Raw genomic sequence first — 15,638 nt, forward strand, 5'->3', positions numbered from 1 at the left:
CCCGTATCCTCAGCCGACGGTCGCCGGCAGCGTCTGCGGGCTGGTCCAGTTGATGGTGCCGACCGCCTGGCACTTCGGGCAGACAGGTTCCCAAGCCGCATGGTCGGTGCCGCAGGCGGTGCAGCGCCAGCGTGGCTCGGGCGCCGCCGTCGCGGCCTGGCGCAGCCAGCGGGCCTGGGCGGCGCGGCCCTCCGGCGTCTCGCCATGCTCCACCTCCTCCAGGTCGCTGAGCGCCAGATAGGCGCGGCGATCGGCGGTGCCGGAGGCGACCAGCGCATCCAGCTCCTGCCGCGACCGGCCGGTCAGCCCGGCCTCCAGCGCCGCGCGGCCGACCAGCAGCCGGCTTTCGGCGTGGCGCGGCTGGCCCTTCACCAGGATCTCGGCCGACTTCATGCGCGCCAGCGCATCCTCATCCTCGGCCAGATAGGCAATGGCGAGGTCGGGATGCGGCCGGGCGGTCCAGGCCTGTTCCAGCACGGTGCGGGCCCGGCGCGGGCTGCCACCCTCCTTCAGGCGCTTCGCATGGGCCAGCGCCGCCGGCGCGAAGGCCGGGTCGGCGGCGAAACCCTGCCGTTCCAGCTCCGCCGCGCGGGTCGCATCCGGCTCCTGCCCCGCGGCGGCCAGGGCGAGCGCGGCCTGGCCGGCGCCGGGCGGCGCCAGGGTCAGCGCCTCGCGCCAGTCGCGCATGCGCAGCGCGAGCGTCTCCCGCTCCTCCCGCAGCCAGGCGGCGCCGGGCTGGGCGGCCTCCGCCTCCCGCGCCAGGCGCTGGGCCGTGGGCCAGTCCTCGCGCTGGATCGCCTGCCGCAGCAGCCCGCGGAGGCCCAGGAAGCGGGCATCCGGCATGGTGGCGAGCTGGCGGAAGACGGCGGTCGCCGCCTCCTCCCGCCCGGCCAGACGTTCGGCCTCGGCGGCCAGCAGCAGGGTCTGGGGGGTGTCGCCCAGGCCCTTGCGAGCGCGCTTCACCTCCAGCCGCGCCGCATCCGGCGTGCCCGCGGCCAGCGCCACCAGGGCACGGGTCAGAGCCGCATCGCCTTCACCCCGGCGGCGCGCCGCCTTGCGGTCGCGCAGCCGCCCGGGCAGGCGCCGCAGCGCGCCCAGGAAGGCCAGGATCAGGTGGAGCACCAGGAACAGCGCCGCCAGCAGCAGCAGCGCCACCGGCAGGCCGACCAGCACCTCCGCATCGCCAAGGCGGATTTCCACCGCGCCGCCGAGCTGGGCGACCCAGAGGATGCCGGCAATGCCGGCGGCGAGGAGAACCAGGTAGATCAGGGCTGAGCGCATGATGGCGTTCCTCAGCCAGCGGCCAGGCTGCGCAGCGCGCGGCGGGCGGCGATCAGCGCCTCCGCCTGCTCGACCCAGCCGCGCATGGCGGCCTGGGCCTCCGGCGAGAGGCGGCGTAGCGGCGGCAGGCTGCCTTCCAGGTCGCCGGCCTCCAGCGCGCGGCGGGATTTCTCGATTTCGGCAGCGGCGGCATCGCCCCAGACCACTTCCTCGCCCCGGCGCACGGTGACGAGGCCGGAGAGGCGGGCGACGGCGGAGTCCAGGACGCCCTGGCCCTGGCGGCCCGGGTCGCTGGCGGCCATGGCGGCGCGGGCGGCGTCCTCGAAGGTCAGGCGCAGTGCGGATTCGGTGGGCGGGCGCGTCTCGGCGAAGCGTGTCAGCGCGGCCGGCGGCTCCCGCAGGGTGGAGAGTGCGCCACCCAGGGGCGCGCCACCTTCCAGCGCGGCGCGAAGCTGGTCGAGCGTCGCCAGTCGGCCGGCACGGCCTTCCAGCGCGGCGAGGCGCTGGGCCTGCCCCTCCAGCTCCGCGATGCGGGCGGCCTGGGCCTCGATTTCGCTGCGACGCTCGCCGAGCGCCGTCTCCAGCGCGGCGATGCGCCCGGCCAAGGCGGATTCGACGGCGCCGATGCGCTGCGCCGCCTGGGCCTGGGCCTGTTCGGCGGTGCCGAGGCGGGTGGCGAGTTCGCGGGCCACACCCTCGATGCGGGCGGAGCTGGCGGTGGCGCGGGCCTCCTCCTGCTGGATGGCCGCCTCGGCGCGCTGCGCCAGTCCATCGACGCGCTGGCCCAACGCCTCGACCGAGGCGCGGGGGGCGAGGTTTTCCAGCGCGCTGCGTGGGGCCAGCGCCTCCAGGGCGCTGCGCGGCGCCAGATCCTCAAGCGCGCTGCGCGGCGCAAAAGCCTCGGTATCCACGGCCGGCCGGGCCGCCTGTTCCACAGCGGCCAAACGACGCTCCACGGCGCCCAGATCCGGCGCGGCGCGGCCTTCCAGCGCGGCCAGCCGCGCCTCCAGCGCCGGATCGGCGCCGCGAGTGGCCTCCTGCGGCAGGGGGCGGGCCAGCAGCCAGGCGACGGCGCCCACCAACACGACGGCCGCGACCAGGATCGGCAGCGCGGCAGGGTCCAGGCGGAAGCGGCGCAGCCGATCGGCGACGGAGGGGGGAGGGGTCTGGCTCATGGGTCTCCTGGCGCGGCTAGAGCCTGCTCGCGCCGGGCGGACCGGCGGCGGGACAGGCGTCAAAACAGGGTCTGGCTGCCCGAACCCGTCGCAGCGGGGCCGAGCAGCGCCAGCAAGGCTTCCTCGGTCGGCCGCGCGGCGACGCGCAGCGCGCGCCATCGCAACGGGGCGAGCGCGGCCTGCGCCGCTTCCGCGACGCGAGGACTGATCGCCAACGCCGACATGCCTGCGATCGTCGCCGCATACCCGGCCTCCCGGAACAATGTGATGGCACAGCCAGCCGAGCGAGGCGAGTGGAACAGCACATGATGCGGGGTGACATGACCAAACGCGTCCCGCACAGGCTCCGGCAGGGCCTTGGCGGGCCGTGCGGCATAGGCGATGCGGCGCAGCACCCGGAAGCCGCGCGCGCGCAGATCGGTGGCCAGGTCCAGCGCATAGCCCTGGCCCACCGCCAGCAGCAGCGGCCCGGCCGCCGGGTCGAATCGCGCGGCGGCCAGCCGGGCGAGGTCGGCGGCGGTGCCCTCCGCCGCCTCGGCCTTCCAGCCCAGCTCGCGCGCCGCCTCGGCGGTCGCCTCGCCCACCGCCAGCAGGGGCAGGCCGGGTATCGGGGCCGGCAGGGCGCGGGCGGCGGCGCGGCTGGTCAGCAGCACGGCCTGGCAGGGCGGCAAAGCGAGGGGGCGCGGCGCCAGGACCAAGGCCGGCGCCAGCAATGGCTGCCAGCCGAGGGCCACCAGCCGGGCGGCCGTTTCCACCCCGCCCGGCTCGGGGCGGGTGACGAGGACGGAGCCGGCCGGCTCAGCCAAAGAGATCGGCGGGGCAGTCGCGGCGCAGGCTGTCGCCCAACTCGCGCCCCAGCGCCGCCGCCTCGGCCACGGCGCCCAGCGCGCTGCGCTTCAGCAGGAAGCTGCCATCGGCACGGGCCACCAGCCCGGTCAGATGCAGCCGGCCATCCGGCAGCAGCCGCGCATGGCCGCCGATCGGCGTGCGGCAATTGCCATCCAGCGCCGCCAGCAGCCCGCGTTCGGCCTGACTGACCGCCGAGGCCTCCCGGTCCTCGATGGCGGAGAGCAGTTCGAGCAGTTCCGCGTCATCCGCCCGCACGGTGACGCCGATGATGCCCTGCCCGGCGGAAGGCACCATGGCATCCGGGTCCAGCACGACAGAGGCGCGATCCTCCAGCCCCAGCCGTCGCAGTCCGGCGAGGGCCAGCAGCGTCGCGGCCGGGCCGCCCTCGGCCCCCAGCTTGGCGAGGCGGGTCTGCACATTGCCGCGGATCATCTCGATGCGCAGGTCGGGCCGCGCATGCAGGATCTGGCTCTGCCGGCGGACCGAGGCGGTGCCGATGACGGCGCCGGCGGGCAGCGCCCCGAAAGGGTCGGAGGGGTCGGGCGTGCCGCAGGACGGGCCGAGGATCAGCGCATCCCGCGCATCCTCCCGCCGCAGGGTGCAGGCGAGCACGATGCCGGGCGGCAGCTCCGTCTCCAGGTCCTTCAGGCTGTGGACCGCGAAGTCGATCCGGCGGTCCAGCAGCGCCTCATGGATCTCCTTGGCGAAGAGGCCCTTGCCGCCGATATCGGCCAGCAGCTTGTCCTGGGTGCGGTCGCCGGAGGTGAGGATCGCATGCTCCTCGAAGGCCTGCACATCGCGCAGCACCGGGCAGAAGCGGGTGATGATCGACAGGAAGTGCCGCGTCTGCCACAGCGCCAGCGGCGAGCCGCGGGTGCCGACCCGCAGCGGCAGGCTGCGGAAATGCGGGCGGACCGGGCCGTGCGCGGCATGGCCGGGATAGGGCGTGGCGGGATGAACGGCGGACATGGGGGCGTATTAGGCCCCTGCGCCGGGTGTTGAAAGGTGGATGCATGTCGGACCGGGTCGGGAATCTGCGGGAGGACGCGCTGGTGCTCGGCCTGGAATCCTCCTGCGACGAGACCGCCGCCGCGATCCTGCGCGCCGATGGCACCATCCTGGCCGAGGCGGTGCTGTCCCAGCTCGAAGAACACACCCCCTATGGCGGCGTGGTGCCGGAGATCGCGGCGCGGTCGCATCTGGCGCATCTGCCGGCTTTGGTGCGGCGCGTGCTGGACCAGGCGGGCACCACGCCGGCCGGGCTGGCGGCGGTGGCGGCCACCGCCGGGCCGGGGCTGATCGGCGGGCTGATCGTCGGCGCCACACTGGGAAAGGGCATGGCCATCGCCCAGGGCATCCCCTACCTCGCCATCAACCATCTGGAGGGCCATGCGCTGACGCCGCGCCTGCCGGGGGTGCATCCGGGCGGTCTGGCCTTTCCCTACCTGCTGTTGCTGCTCTCGGGCGGGCATTGCCAATGCGTTCTGGTGGAGGGCGTGGCGCGGCACCGGCGGCTCGGCACCACGCTGGACGATGCGGTGGGTGAGGCATTCGACAAATCCGCCAAGCTGCTGGGGCTGCCCTGGCCGGGCGGGCCGCATCTGGAACGGCTGGCCGCCAGCGGGGATGCGAAGCGGTTCAGCCTGCCCCGGCCGCTCTATGGTCGGGAAGGCTGTGACTTCTCCTTCAGCGGGCTGAAGACGGCGGTGGCGAATATCGTCGCCAAGGGGCTGGACGATCAGGGCCGCGCCGATGTCGCCGCTGGCTTCCAGGCCGCCGTTTCCGCGACCCTGGCCAATCGGGCGGCGCATGCCCTGGCCATGGCCCCGGGCGCGACCGCCCTCGTGGTCTCGGGCGGGGTCGCGGCCAATCAGGGAATCCGCACCGCGCTGGCGGCCGTGGCGGCGCAGGCCGGGCTGCCGCTGGTCGCCCCGCCGATCCGGCTCTGCACTGACAATGCGGTGATGATCGCCTGGGCGGGAATTGAGCGGCTGCGGGCAGGGCTGACGGAGGGGCTGGACCACGCGCCCCGGCCGCGATGGCCCTTGGCGGAGCTGACCGAGAGTGGAGAAGACAGGACTGCTCGCTGACGGTTCCAAGGGCGGCATCCGGTATTTTGTGCATTTACCGCAGGAGGTACTTGCGCAAACTAGCTGTCTAGTGCTTTATGCGTCTTGTTCACGACGACGACGCATAAAGGATCAGCATTATGGCGAAACTCATCTCCTCCCCCGCAACCGCCATCGAAAATATTCGGCGCTTCGAAGCCGAAGTCTGCTCGAGTCCGGCCGTGCAAGGACGCCTCGCCTATGCACGCGCTTGGTACGCCTACAAGGATGAGCTCGGCACGACACACTTTGGGCCTTCCAAGTTCGTAGGCTACCAGGGCCTCACCGCTGCCGATTATATCGGCGCAGGTGAAGATGATCGGGATGGGCGGCGAACCGAAGCACAACTGCGCCAGTGGTTTGCCGTCATTGACCCGACCTCGCAGCTTCACGACGAACTCAACGCGTCGCTTGTCGAATTCCTTGCTCGTTTCGGGAAGGCGCCAAGCACGAAGATGCGGATTAATGTTCTGCGCGAGGTCCTGGAAACGCGCGAACAACCGGATCAGCTCGCGGCGATCGTCGATCTCATGGTGGCCGTCGCCCGCCTGCTACCGCCGAGCCAATTGGACATACTGCGCAAGCGTCTGGCTGGCTGAATCCCTGCCGGAACCCGCCCTGCCACATCGCGTTCTCGCCCCGGCACCACAAGGAGGACGCCCCGATGACCATTCTTCCCCGTCTCGCCGCTGCCCTGGTTCTCACCGCCGCCGTCGCAGCCTGCGGCCAGACGCCGGGTGAGCGCGCCGTTTCCGGCGGCCTGCTCGGCGCCGGCACGGGTGCCGCGGTCGGCTCGCTTTCCGGCAATGCCGGCACGGGCGCGCTGATCGGTGGTGGCGCCGGCGCCGTGGGTGGAGCGGTCACCGCACCCCGCCGCTACTGACGCTGCGCGCCGCGCGGGTTGCGTCGACCTCCGGGCGGCGCTACCCGCTGCGGCGTGAATTATCGCCATGCCTTCCACGCGGGAAATGCCTGCGATGTCGCCAAGCACGCGCTGCTGGTGGCGCTGCTCCAGGCGCTGACCGCCAAGCAAAAGCCGTTCCGGGTGCTGGATACCCATGCCGGGATCGGCACCTACGCGCTGGCCTCCTCCGAGGCGGAGCGCACCGGCGAATGGCGGGCCGGCATCGGCCTGGTGGCGGATGTCACCGAAGGCCCACTGGCGGACTACACCGCCCAGGTCCGCGCCGCCGGTTTTCCGGACCTCTATCCCGGCTCCCCCGAACTGATCCGCAACTTTCTGCGCCCGCAGGACCAGCTCACTTTGTGCGAGTTGCATCCGGAGGACCACGCGACGCTGCGCGCCCGCTATCGCGGCGACCGGCAGGTGGCCGTGCATGGCCGCGATGCCTGGGAGGCGCTGGAGGCCCTGACCCCCTTCCCGGAGCGTCGCGGTCTGGTGCTGATCGACCCGCCCTTTGAACAGCCCGGCGAATTCGAGCGCTGCGCCGCCGCCCTGGCGCGCCTCCGCCACCGCTTCCGCGCCGGCATCGTCGCCGTCTGGTATCCGATCAAGCACCGCGCGCCACCCCGCGCCTTCCACACCGCCTTGCAGGACGCCCAGGTGCCGGATTGCATCGCCGCCGAGCTGCTGCTGCGCGAACCCACCGACCCCACCCGGCTGAACGGCTGCGGGCTGTTGGTGGCCAATGCGCCCTTCGGTTTCGCCGAACAGGCCCAGGCCATTCTCGGCGCGCTGGTGCCGCTGCTGGCGCGCGGGGAGGCCGGGGCCGGCGCCCTTCTCACCCGCATCACCCCGGAATAGAGGCCGCCATGCCGCCACGCGCCCGACGTCGCATCGCGGTCCTGGGCGCAGGCGCCTGGGGCACGGCCCTGGCGCTTCAGGCGGCGCGGGCCGGCAACGCGGTGACGCTCTGGACCCGGGACGCGGCGCGGGCGGAGGCCATCGACCAGGCGCGCGAAAACACCCGCTACCTGCCTGGCCATCCGCTGAGCCCGGCCATCAGCCTGACCGCAGACGCCGCCACGGCGATGGAGGGCGCCCTGTTCGCCCTGCTGGTGGTCCCCGTGCAGCATCTGCGCGGCGTGCTGGCCGGCTGGCCCGAAACCGCCTGCCCGCTGGTGGTCTGCGCCAAGGGCGTGGAACGCGGCAGCCTGCGCCTGCCGCTGGAGATCCTGGCGGAGGCGCGCCCGGACAATGCCGCCGCCGTTCTGTCGGGTCCGAATTTCGCGGGCGAAGTGGGGCGCGGCCTGCCGGCGGCGGCGGTGGTGGCCAGCGCCGATGCGCGGCTGCGCGGGGTGGTGGCGGATCTGCTCGGCACCGCCGGGTTCCGGCTGTATGGCGGCGATGACCCGATGGGGGTGCAGGTCGGCGGCGCCGCCAAGAATGTCATTGCCATCGCCGCCGGGGCGGTGATGGGGGCGGGGCTGGGCGAGAATGCGCGCGCCGCGCTGGTGACGCGCGGGCTGGCGGAACTGTCGCGGCTGACGGTGGCGCTGGGCGGGCGGGCGGAAACAGCGGCGGGGCTTTCGGGCCTCGGCGACCTGCTGCTGACCACCACCGGCCCCGGCAGCCGCAACACCTCCCTCGGCATGGAGCTGGGGCGGGGCAAGCCGCTGGAGGCCGCCCTGGCCGGGCGGGTCAGCGTGGCGGAAGGCGTGGAGACCGCGCCGGCTCTGGTGGCGCGGGCGGCGGCGGCGGGGGTGGAACTGCCGATCTGCGCCGCGGTGGCGGAGCTTCTGGCCGGCGAGCTGACCATCGGGGACGCCATGGGGCGGCTGCTGGCCAGGCCAAGGCGGGACGAATAGGCCCCGGACGCTGGCCGATCATCGCCACGCGCCTTACTGGGCGGGCTGGAATGATTACGGCGCGGAAGCGGTTATCTGAATTGCCGGCGTTGATCCGCTCGCGGAGGCAAGAACAAGAGTCGCGGAGGCAAGAACAAGAGAGCCATGGCCAATGGTAATGTGCCCAGTGCCGGAGAGCTCCCGGACCGCAAGCGTAATGGCCCCAGAAAGCACACTCCCATCATCCTGCTGCGACACGAAATTCTGTCTTTGGCCTACAGCGTCGAAATGGATGGTCAGGTTGCTGTAGTCATGAAGACCTTCAGGATCGAAGGTCGTTTCGATGGATGTACCATCATCATACTGGGCGCGCTGCGAAAGAACGTCGCCCTGGGCATTGTATCGGGTTGTCATGTAGGACGATGAATACTGGTTCGTATTGTCGTAGTCTGTATAGGAACTGAGCCAGCCATTGTTAACGAAAGTCGCGCTGTCGAGGCGGCCCAATTCGTCATAGCGCAGCGTCATCGACGAGACTGTTGTCACGCTGAATAGGTAATGTTCCGTTTCGATCTTCGTCCCATCGTCGTAAAGCGCGACCTGCTGGGTGATGCGCCCCGAGGAATCGTAGCGCGTCGTCAGGCTGGATGAATCATAAGCGTTCTCATTGTCGTAATCGACATGCAGCACGCCGCCATTGTCGAAATAGGTGGTGTCATAATCCAGACGCCCCAGCGCGTCGTCGCCGACGACGCGCGAGTAACCTTCACCATAGGTCCAGAGTTCCGGCATCAAGCGTCCTGGCTTCACCTGTCCCCTGGCATCATGCCCAAGGGTCCGCAGTGCCACAAGACCGGAACGGGCGATGTTGTTATTATGACATAACAACTAAAGCCCCGCCGGCTGCCCCGCCACCGCCACCGCCAGACCATCCGGCCGCAGCAGCCGCGCTGCCACCGCCGCCGTGCCGTCGCGGGTCAGGGCGCGCAGCCGCTCATCCCGGCGGTCGAGCCAGTCGATCGGGCGCTGGTTGCGCTGCATCGCCAGCAGGGTCGCCGCGATGCGGCGCGTATCGGTGAACTGCAGCGGCAGGTTGCCGGTCAGGAAGGCCACCGCATCCTCCAGCTCCGCCACCTGCGGACCCTCGGCGGCCATGCGCGCCCATTCGGCGCGGGTCACCTCCAGCGTCTCCGCCACCCGCGCATTGTCGGTGGCGGAGGAACCCACCACCACGCTCTGGCCGAACAGCGTGTCGAGCCCGGCGCCGATGCCATAGGCCAGCCCGCGCTGCACCCGCACCGCCTCCATGAGGCGGGAGGTGAAGCCGCCGCCGGCCAGGATGCGCAGCACCACCTGGAAGGCTTCCCAGTCCGGATCGTTGATCGGCATGCCGGCCTGGCCGAACTGGATCGCCGATTGCGGCGACGGCACCTGCAGAACAACCGGCGCGAAGGCGGTGAAGGCCGGCAGCGGCGGGGCGGAGGCCGGGGCATCCGCCGGCAGCCCCTCGAACAGCGCCGGCAGCAGGGCCGAAAGCTGCGCCGCCGTGATGGCGCCGCTGGCCGCGACCAGCACCCCGCCGGCCCGGATCTGACGGGCCAGCGCATCGCGGATCGCCTGTTCGGGCAGGGTACTCAGCGTCTCCACCGTGCCGGCGGTGGGCCGGCCGGCGGGATGGCCGGGGAAGGCGGCGGCCCAGAAGGCGCGGCCGACCTGGCCGCGCGGCGTTTCCAAGGCGGCGCGGGCGCCGGCCACGGCCCGGCCGCGGACGCGCGTCATCGCCTCCGCCTCAAGGCGCGGCGCGCGCATCGCCAGGTTGGCCAGCCGCACCGCCTCCGGCAGCGCCGGCAGCAAGGCGCGCAGCGAGCCCTCGAAACCGTCGCGCTGGGCGGAGAAGCCCAGGCCGATGGCGGAATCGCGCAGCGCATCGGCGAAGCCCACCATGTCGAGATCGCCGGCGCCCTCGGTCAGCAGCGCCGCGCCCATGGCCAGCGCCCCGCCATGTTCCGGCGCATCCAGCGCCGCGCCGCCGCCCCAGCCCCAGGCGAGCGAGACGACCGGCACGGAATGGTCCTCGATCAGCCAGGCGGTCTGCCCCCCGGGGGCGGTGACCTGCTGGATGGCGACGGAGAAGGTGCTGGTCATGCCGGCACCTCCGCCGGCGCCGCGACCCCTTCGGGCAGCAGCCACCCGCTGGCCGAGGGGGACTGGCCGAGCACGGCCACGGCGGCGGCGGCCACCTGGTCCCGCGTCACCGCGCGCAGCCGGCGCGGCCAGAATTCCACGGAGTCGAGGGGCATGCCGATGGCCAGCGCGCCGCCGATCATGCGCGGCGCGGCGCCGAGGCCATCGAGGGCCAGCAGCGCGCCGGCGGACATCTGCCGGATGCTGCGCGCGACTTCGGCCTCGGTCGGGCCGCCCGCATCCAGCAGGCGCTTCACCTCGGCCATCATCGCCTGCTCCACCCGCTCCGGCGCCACGTCGCGGCGCGGGGTGGCGGCGATGTCGAAATCGCCCCAGCTCGCCGTATCGCCGTCATAGGAAGCGCCGACGGCGAGGGCGAGGCCGCCCTCCACCAGGGCACGATGCAGGCGGGACCCCTGGCCGCCGCCCAGCAGGTGGCGCAGCACCTCCAGCGCATCGGCATGTTCGGTGGCGCCGGCGGTCTGGGTCGGGGCCTGCCAGGACCGCAGGAAGGTCGCCTCCCCCCGCAGCCTCGGGTCGTTCCTGACGAAGCGTGGCACCGGTATCTCGGCCGGCGGCGGGGCGCGGTCGCGGGGCACGGCGGGGCCGGCGGGCACCTGGCCCCATTCCTCGGCGATCTGGTCCCAGAAGGCCTCGCCGCTGACGGCGCCGGCCACCACCAGCACGGCATTGCCGGGGGCGTAGCGGGCGCGGAAGAAATCCATCAGGTCGGCATGGCGGATCGCCCGGATTTCCTCCTCCCAGCCGATGATCGGGCGGCCGTGCCAATGCTGGCGGCCCCACATGGCGGCGGCAAATTCCTCATAGAACAGCGCGCGGGGGGAGGAGCCGGTGCGCTGGCTGCGCTCCTCCAGGATCACCTGGCGCTCCGACTCCATCTCCGATTCCGGGATCAGGGCGGAGGCGAAGCGGTCCGATTCCATCATCGCCACCAGGCCGAGCCGGCTGGCTTCCACATGCTGGAAATAGCCGGTCACGTCGCGGGAGGTGAAGGCGTTGTCATTGCCCCCCTCCCGCGCCACGCGGCGCGAGAATTCGCCCGATTCGACGCGGCGGCTGCCCTTGAACAGCATGTGTTCCAGGTAGTGGGCGATGCCCGACAGGCCCGGCGGATCCTCCCCCCCGCCCGCCGCCACATAGGCGTATTGGGCGATCACAGGGGCGCGGCGCTGTTCCACATGCGCCACGCGCAGCCCGTTCGGCAGGGTGCGCAGCGTGGCGCCGAACAGCGGGCGGTCGGCCAGTTCGGCGGTGGAGGGTGTGGGCGGCATCTGGGCGAGCACCTCAGGGATGGTGCCCGCTGCGGCGGCGGCAGCGGCAACCTGAAGGGCGGCGCGGCGGGTCAAGATCGTCATGCCTCCCAACATGGGCCTCTTATGGCCGTTGGCAAAGCACCCGGCCCGGTTTCCTTACGGTCGCCTCGACGGCGATGGGCTGGTCGCCTCGACGGCGCGGGGTGCCGGGTGGTAACGGCCGCGTGATACCGAGGCGGAGCCTAGCATGGACCGGGAAGCGCAAGGCGGATGGGGCGCGACGGCCCTGGTGGCGATCCTGTCCACGCTGCCGGCGCTGCTGGCGCTGCTGGCCTTCGGCCTGATGCAAACCCCGGACAGCCCGACCTATCTGGCCTACGCCGAGGCCCTGCGCGCCGGCCCGCTGCCGGAGGGGGCGGCGCTGCTGGGGGAGGGGCGGGCGCCGGCGACGCTGTTCCGCACCCCGGGCTATCCGGCGCTGCTGGCCCTGCTGCAGACGCTGGCCCCCGAATCCTGGCCCGGCTGGCTGGTGGCGGTGCAAATGGCGGCGCAGGCCGGGCTTGCCGCGCTGGCACATCGCACGGCGCGGGCGCTGGGCCTGGGGCCGGTTCTCGCCGTGGTGGCGGCGCTGCTGCCGGCCAGCGGCCACGCCATGCTGGCGCAGATCTCGGTGATGACGGATGCCATCCACGGCGCGCTGGCCGGCGGCGCGGCGCTGGTGCTGCTTTGGGGCGCGCTGCGCCGGCGCGGGCTGTGGCCGGTACTGCTGGCCGGCGGGATGCTGGCGCTGGCGACCCTGGTGCGGGAGGCGACGGCCTATCTCGCCTTGGCCTATCTGCCCGCCGCGGCCATCGCCGCCGGGCGCGGCGCCTCGGGTTTCCGGGCCGGCCGTGCGCTGCTCGGCCCGGTGCTGCTGCTGGCGCCGGTATTGCTGCTGGCGGGCGCGCTGCTGGCCGAGAATCACCGCCGCAGCAGCGCCGCCGTGCTGTCCACCAGCCGGCAGATCGTCATGGTCCAGGCGGTGCTGCCGCTGCTGGCCCGTGGCGTGCCCGTATATGACGGCGACGACCTGTTCGACCGGATAGCGCGGGAGACGGTGGGCCGCGACGGCTATGCCGGCATCGACCCGCTGAACCAGCGCCTGTTCGAGGCCGGGCTGACCGCGCCCGAGATCGCCGCCTTGGCCAGCGACCGCTATTCCCGCGCCTGGCGCCGCCATCCCGGCGAGATGCTGCGCGCCATGATGGTACGGCTGCCCGCCAAGATGTTCGGGCTGGGCTTCATGCCGGTGGACATGGTGGCGGAGTTGTATCGCCAGACCGGCGCGCCCCGCCCCTGGTTCGGACGGCCGGAGGCGCTCTGGCGGGATGGTTCGCCGCTGGCGCTGCTGCTGCTATCGGCGCTGCTGGCCAGCCGCGCCATCGGCTTTGCCCTGGCGGCGGGCGCCGCCCTGTCGCCGCTGCTGCTGGCCCGCGCCCGCGATGACCGGGCCTGGCCGGTGCTGGGCGGCTGGCTGGTGATCGGCGGCCATTTCGGCGTGTTCCTGCCGGTGCATCTGGAACAGCGCTACCTGCTGGCGGTGGTGCCGCTGCTGGTCCTGATGGGCTGCCTGGTATTTGCCCGCTTGGTCGCTGGCCGGCGCGGCGCGCCGGCCGGGACCTAGCCCAACCCCAACGCCCACAGAAGAACACCCTTCTGGGCGTGCAGGCGGTTCTCCGCCTCGTCGAACACGACGCTTTGCGGGCCGTCCATCACCGCCTCGGTGATCTCCTCGCCGCGATGCGCCGGCAGGCAGTGCATGACGATGGCATCCGGCGCGGCGTGGCGCAGCAGCGCGTCGTTCACCTGATAGGGCGCCAGCAGGTTGTGGCGGCTGACCTTCTGTTCGGAGGTCTCGTCCGACATCGAGACCCAGGTGTCCGTCACCACGCAGCGCGCCCCGGCCACGGCCGCCTGCGGGTCGGTGGTCAGTTCGATCCTCGCGCCTTCCGCCCGCGCCCAGGCGATCAGCTCCGCCGGCGGCGCGAGTTCGGGCGGGGTGGCCAGGCGCAGGGTGAAGCCGAAGCGGGCGGCGGCCTGGATGAAGGACTGGGCCACGTTGTTGCCGTCGCCGGTCCAGGCGACCACCTGGCCGGCGATCGGGCCACGATGCTCCTCGAAGGTCATGATGTCCGCCATCAACTGGCAGGGGTGGGAGACATCGGTCAGACCGTTGATGACCGGGATGGTGGCGTGTTCCGCCAGTTCCCGGATCTTGGCCACATTGTCGGTGCGCAGCATGATGGCATCGACATAGCGGGACAGCACGCGGGCCGTGTCGGCCGGGGTTTCCCCGCGGCCGAGCTGCATGTCCTTGGACGACAGCACGATGGCATCGCCGCCCAACTGCCGGATGCCGACCTCGAAGCTGACGCGGGTGCGGGTGGAGGGCTTTTCGAAGATCAGCGCCACGGACTTGCCGGCCAGGGGCTTGCCGGCCACCTGGCCGCGCTTGGCCTGCACGCCGAGGTCCAGCATGCGGCGCAGGGTCGCCGCATCCAGGTCCATCAGTTCCAGAAAATGCCGCGGGGAGGGGCTGCCCCCTCCCGCCACGCTTTTCAGCGCCGCACTCATTTCGCCGCGACCTGCGCCGCGCTCGGGGTCATGCGCAGGCAGGCGCGGTCGAGCAGGCGCAGCGCCTCCGCCACCTCGGCCTCCGTGATGATGAGAGGCGGTGCGAGGCGCAGCACATTCATGCCGGCGGCCACCGTCAGAAGGCCCTCTACCACGGCGGCGGCCTGCATCTCGCCATTATTGACCTCCGGCCGCAGCTTCAGGCCGAGCAGCAGGCCGGCGCCCTGCACCCCCTCGACCACCTTCGGGTGCTTCTGGGCGAGGTCGAGCAGGCCACGCCACAGCAGGCGCGCCACGCCATCCACCTGATCCAGGAAGCCCGGCGCCAGCATCACGTCCAGCACGGCATTGCCGGCCGCGGTGGCCAGCGGGCCGCCGCCATAGGTGGTGCCGTGGGTGCCGGGCTTCAGATACTGGGCGACCTTCTCCTTCGCCAGGATGGCGCCGAGCGGGAAGCCGCCGCCGATACCCTTGGCGGAGGACATCACGTCGGGCTCGATCCCGGCCCATTGATGCGCCCAGAGCTTGCCGGAACGGCCCATGCCGGTCTGGACCTCGTCGAGCGCCAGCAGCAGCCCGAATTCGTCGCAGACGGCGCGCAACTCACGCAGGAAGCGGAGATCGGCCGGGCGCACGCCGCCCTCGCCCTGGATCGGCTCGATCATGATACCGGCGGTCTGCGGCCCGATCGCATCCCGCACGGCATTCATGTTGCCGAAGGGGACGTGATCAAAACCCTGCACCGGCGGGCCGAAGCCGGCCAGGTACTTGGCATTGCCCGTCGCCGACAGCATGGCGAGTGTCCGGCCGTGGAAGGCCCCCTCGAAGCAGATCATGTGGAAGCGCTCGGGGTGGCCGGTCTCCGCATGATATTTGCGGACGGCCTTCACCATGCCTTCGTTCGCCTCGGCGCCCGAATTGCAGAAGAAGACGCTGTCGGCGAAGGAGGCCGCGACATGCCGCGCCGCCAGCTCCTCGGCCTGCGGCACGCGGTACAGGTTCGAGACGTGCATCACCTTGGCGGCCTGCTCCGCGATCACCTTCGTCAGGTGCGGATGGGCATGGCCGATGCTGCTGGTCGCGATGCCCGCGCCGAAATCGAGGAATCGTCGCCCATCCGACGTCCACAGCCAGGCGCCCTCGCCCCGCTCGAAAGCGAGGTCGGCACGGTTGTAGGTCGGCATCAGGGCGGGGATCACGCGATCCATCCTCCGTCACGCCGTGCGGCCCGGCGCCATTCGCCAAGGCGAGCACGGAAGCTGGAAAGGCTGCACGATTTCGGCCCGGCGGTCAAAGCCGGCCGGTGTCGGGTAGTGGGTCAGTTTGATTTCTGACCCTGACTCTTTTCCCATTCCTCCAAAACCACCACCATATCGGCCAGTTCCCAAAGCTTGGCGCTCACGCCG

At 72.0% G+C, this 15,638-nt stretch carries 16 protein-coding genes; 6 read left to right on the forward strand and 10 right to left on the reverse strand.

The window, feature by feature from the left end; genetic code table 11:
* Positions 1 to 9: 9 nt before the first annotated feature.
* Genes JJQ90_RS22110 through hemC form a run of 4 tightly spaced genes read right to left on the reverse strand, consistent with a single transcriptional unit; the run spans position 10 to position 4,274 of the window.
* Complete coding sequence (locus tag JJQ90_RS22110) at positions 10 to 1,281, reverse strand: heme biosynthesis HemY N-terminal domain-containing protein (RefSeq protein ID WP_216878436.1); 1,272 nt, start codon at positions 1,279 to 1,281, stop codon at positions 10 to 12.
* 11 nt (positions 1,282 to 1,292) lie between these two features.
* A complete protein-coding gene (locus JJQ90_RS22115; protein WP_216878437.1) occupies positions 1,293 to 2,456 on the reverse strand; it encodes a hypothetical protein in 1,164 nt (387 codons plus the stop codon).
* Positions 2,457 to 2,515: 59 nt separating this feature from the next.
* On the reverse strand, positions 2,516 to 3,262 hold the full coding sequence (locus JJQ90_RS22120; RefSeq protein ID WP_216878438.1) for a uroporphyrinogen-III synthase: 747 nt from the start codon (positions 3,260 to 3,262) through the stop codon (positions 2,516 to 2,518).
* Positions 3,255 to 4,274 (reverse strand): hydroxymethylbilane synthase, encoded by a 1,020-nt coding sequence (hemC, locus tag JJQ90_RS22125; protein ID WP_216878439.1) that lies wholly within the window; start codon positions 4,272 to 4,274, stop codon positions 3,255 to 3,257. The genes JJQ90_RS22120 and hemC overlap by 8 nt, the downstream gene beginning before the upstream one ends.
* Before the next feature lie 44 nt (positions 4,275 to 4,318).
* Between hemC and tsaD the strand changes: the two genes are divergently transcribed.
* From tsaD to JJQ90_RS22150, 5 genes are all read left to right on the forward strand, one after another.
* Entirely contained in the window at positions 4,319 to 5,395 is a 1,077-nt protein-coding gene (tsaD, locus tag JJQ90_RS22130; RefSeq protein ID WP_216878440.1) for a tRNA (adenosine(37)-N6)-threonylcarbamoyltransferase complex transferase subunit TsaD, read from the forward strand.
* A 119-nt stretch (positions 5,396 to 5,514) separates the two neighbouring features.
* A complete protein-coding gene (locus tag JJQ90_RS22135; protein WP_216878441.1) occupies positions 5,515 to 6,012 on the forward strand; it encodes a hypothetical protein in 498 nt (165 codons plus the stop codon).
* Between the two features lie 65 nt (positions 6,013 to 6,077).
* A complete protein-coding gene (locus JJQ90_RS22140) occupies positions 6,078 to 6,296 on the forward strand; it encodes a YMGG-like glycine zipper-containing protein (RefSeq protein WP_216878442.1) in 219 nt (72 codons plus the stop codon).
* A 54-nt stretch (positions 6,297 to 6,350) separates the two neighbouring features.
* Positions 6,351 to 7,178: a 23S rRNA (adenine(2030)-N(6))-methyltransferase RlmJ gene (locus JJQ90_RS22145; protein WP_216878443.1), complete on the forward strand. Its 828-nt coding sequence runs from the start codon at positions 6,351 to 6,353 to the stop codon at positions 7,176 to 7,178.
* Positions 7,179 to 7,186: 8 nt separating this feature from the next.
* Positions 7,187 to 8,182, forward strand: coding sequence for an NAD(P)H-dependent glycerol-3-phosphate dehydrogenase (locus JJQ90_RS22150; RefSeq protein WP_216878444.1), 996 nt, complete (start codon positions 7,187 to 7,189; stop codon positions 8,180 to 8,182).
* 54 nt (positions 8,183 to 8,236) lie between these two features.
* Here JJQ90_RS22150 and JJQ90_RS22155 read toward each other — a convergent pair whose 3' ends face one another.
* The 3 genes from JJQ90_RS22155 to JJQ90_RS22165 all read right to left on the reverse strand — a co-directional run bounded on the left by JJQ90_RS22155 (position 8,237) and on the right by JJQ90_RS22165 (position 11,721).
* Entirely contained in the window at positions 8,237 to 8,953 is a 717-nt protein-coding gene (locus JJQ90_RS22155; protein ID WP_216878445.1) for a flagellar hook protein FlgE, read from the reverse strand.
* Positions 8,954 to 9,049: 96 nt separating this feature from the next.
* Positions 9,050 to 10,306 (reverse strand): M16 family metallopeptidase, encoded by a 1,257-nt coding sequence (locus tag JJQ90_RS22160; RefSeq protein ID WP_216878446.1) that lies wholly within the window; start codon positions 10,304 to 10,306, stop codon positions 9,050 to 9,052.
* The gene (locus tag JJQ90_RS22165; protein WP_216878447.1) at positions 10,303 to 11,721 is read right to left on the reverse strand and encodes a M16 family metallopeptidase; all 1,419 of its coding nucleotides are present in this window, start codon (positions 11,719 to 11,721) and stop codon (positions 10,303 to 10,305) included. The genes JJQ90_RS22160 and JJQ90_RS22165 overlap by 4 nt, the downstream gene beginning before the upstream one ends.
* Before the next feature lie 145 nt (positions 11,722 to 11,866).
* On the opposite strand from JJQ90_RS22165, the gene JJQ90_RS22170 reads away from it, so the two are divergent.
* Complete coding sequence (locus JJQ90_RS22170) at positions 11,867 to 13,282, forward strand: hypothetical protein (protein WP_216878448.1); 1,416 nt, start codon at positions 11,867 to 11,869, stop codon at positions 13,280 to 13,282.
* On the opposite strand, the gene argF is transcribed toward JJQ90_RS22170, so the two are convergent.
* From argF to JJQ90_RS22185, 3 genes are all read right to left on the reverse strand, one after another.
* Positions 13,279 to 14,232, reverse strand: coding sequence for an ornithine carbamoyltransferase (argF, locus tag JJQ90_RS22175; RefSeq protein WP_216878449.1), 954 nt, complete (start codon positions 14,230 to 14,232; stop codon positions 13,279 to 13,281). The two genes, JJQ90_RS22170 and argF, sit on opposite strands and share 4 nt — an antisense overlap.
* Positions 14,229 to 15,431 (reverse strand): aspartate aminotransferase family protein, encoded by a 1,203-nt coding sequence (locus tag JJQ90_RS22180; RefSeq protein ID WP_216878450.1) that lies wholly within the window; start codon positions 15,429 to 15,431, stop codon positions 14,229 to 14,231. The genes argF and JJQ90_RS22180 overlap by 4 nt, the downstream gene beginning before the upstream one ends.
* Before the next feature lie 15 nt (positions 15,432 to 15,446).
* Positions 15,447 to 15,638: hypothetical protein (locus tag JJQ90_RS22185; protein ID WP_216878451.1), on the reverse strand; the 192-nt coding region annotated here is incomplete at its 5' end.

It is taken from the genome of Falsiroseomonas oleicola, assembly GCF_019029495.1.
Taxonomy (GTDB): Bacteria; Pseudomonadota; Alphaproteobacteria; order Acetobacterales; family Acetobacteraceae; genus Falsiroseomonas; species Falsiroseomonas oleicola.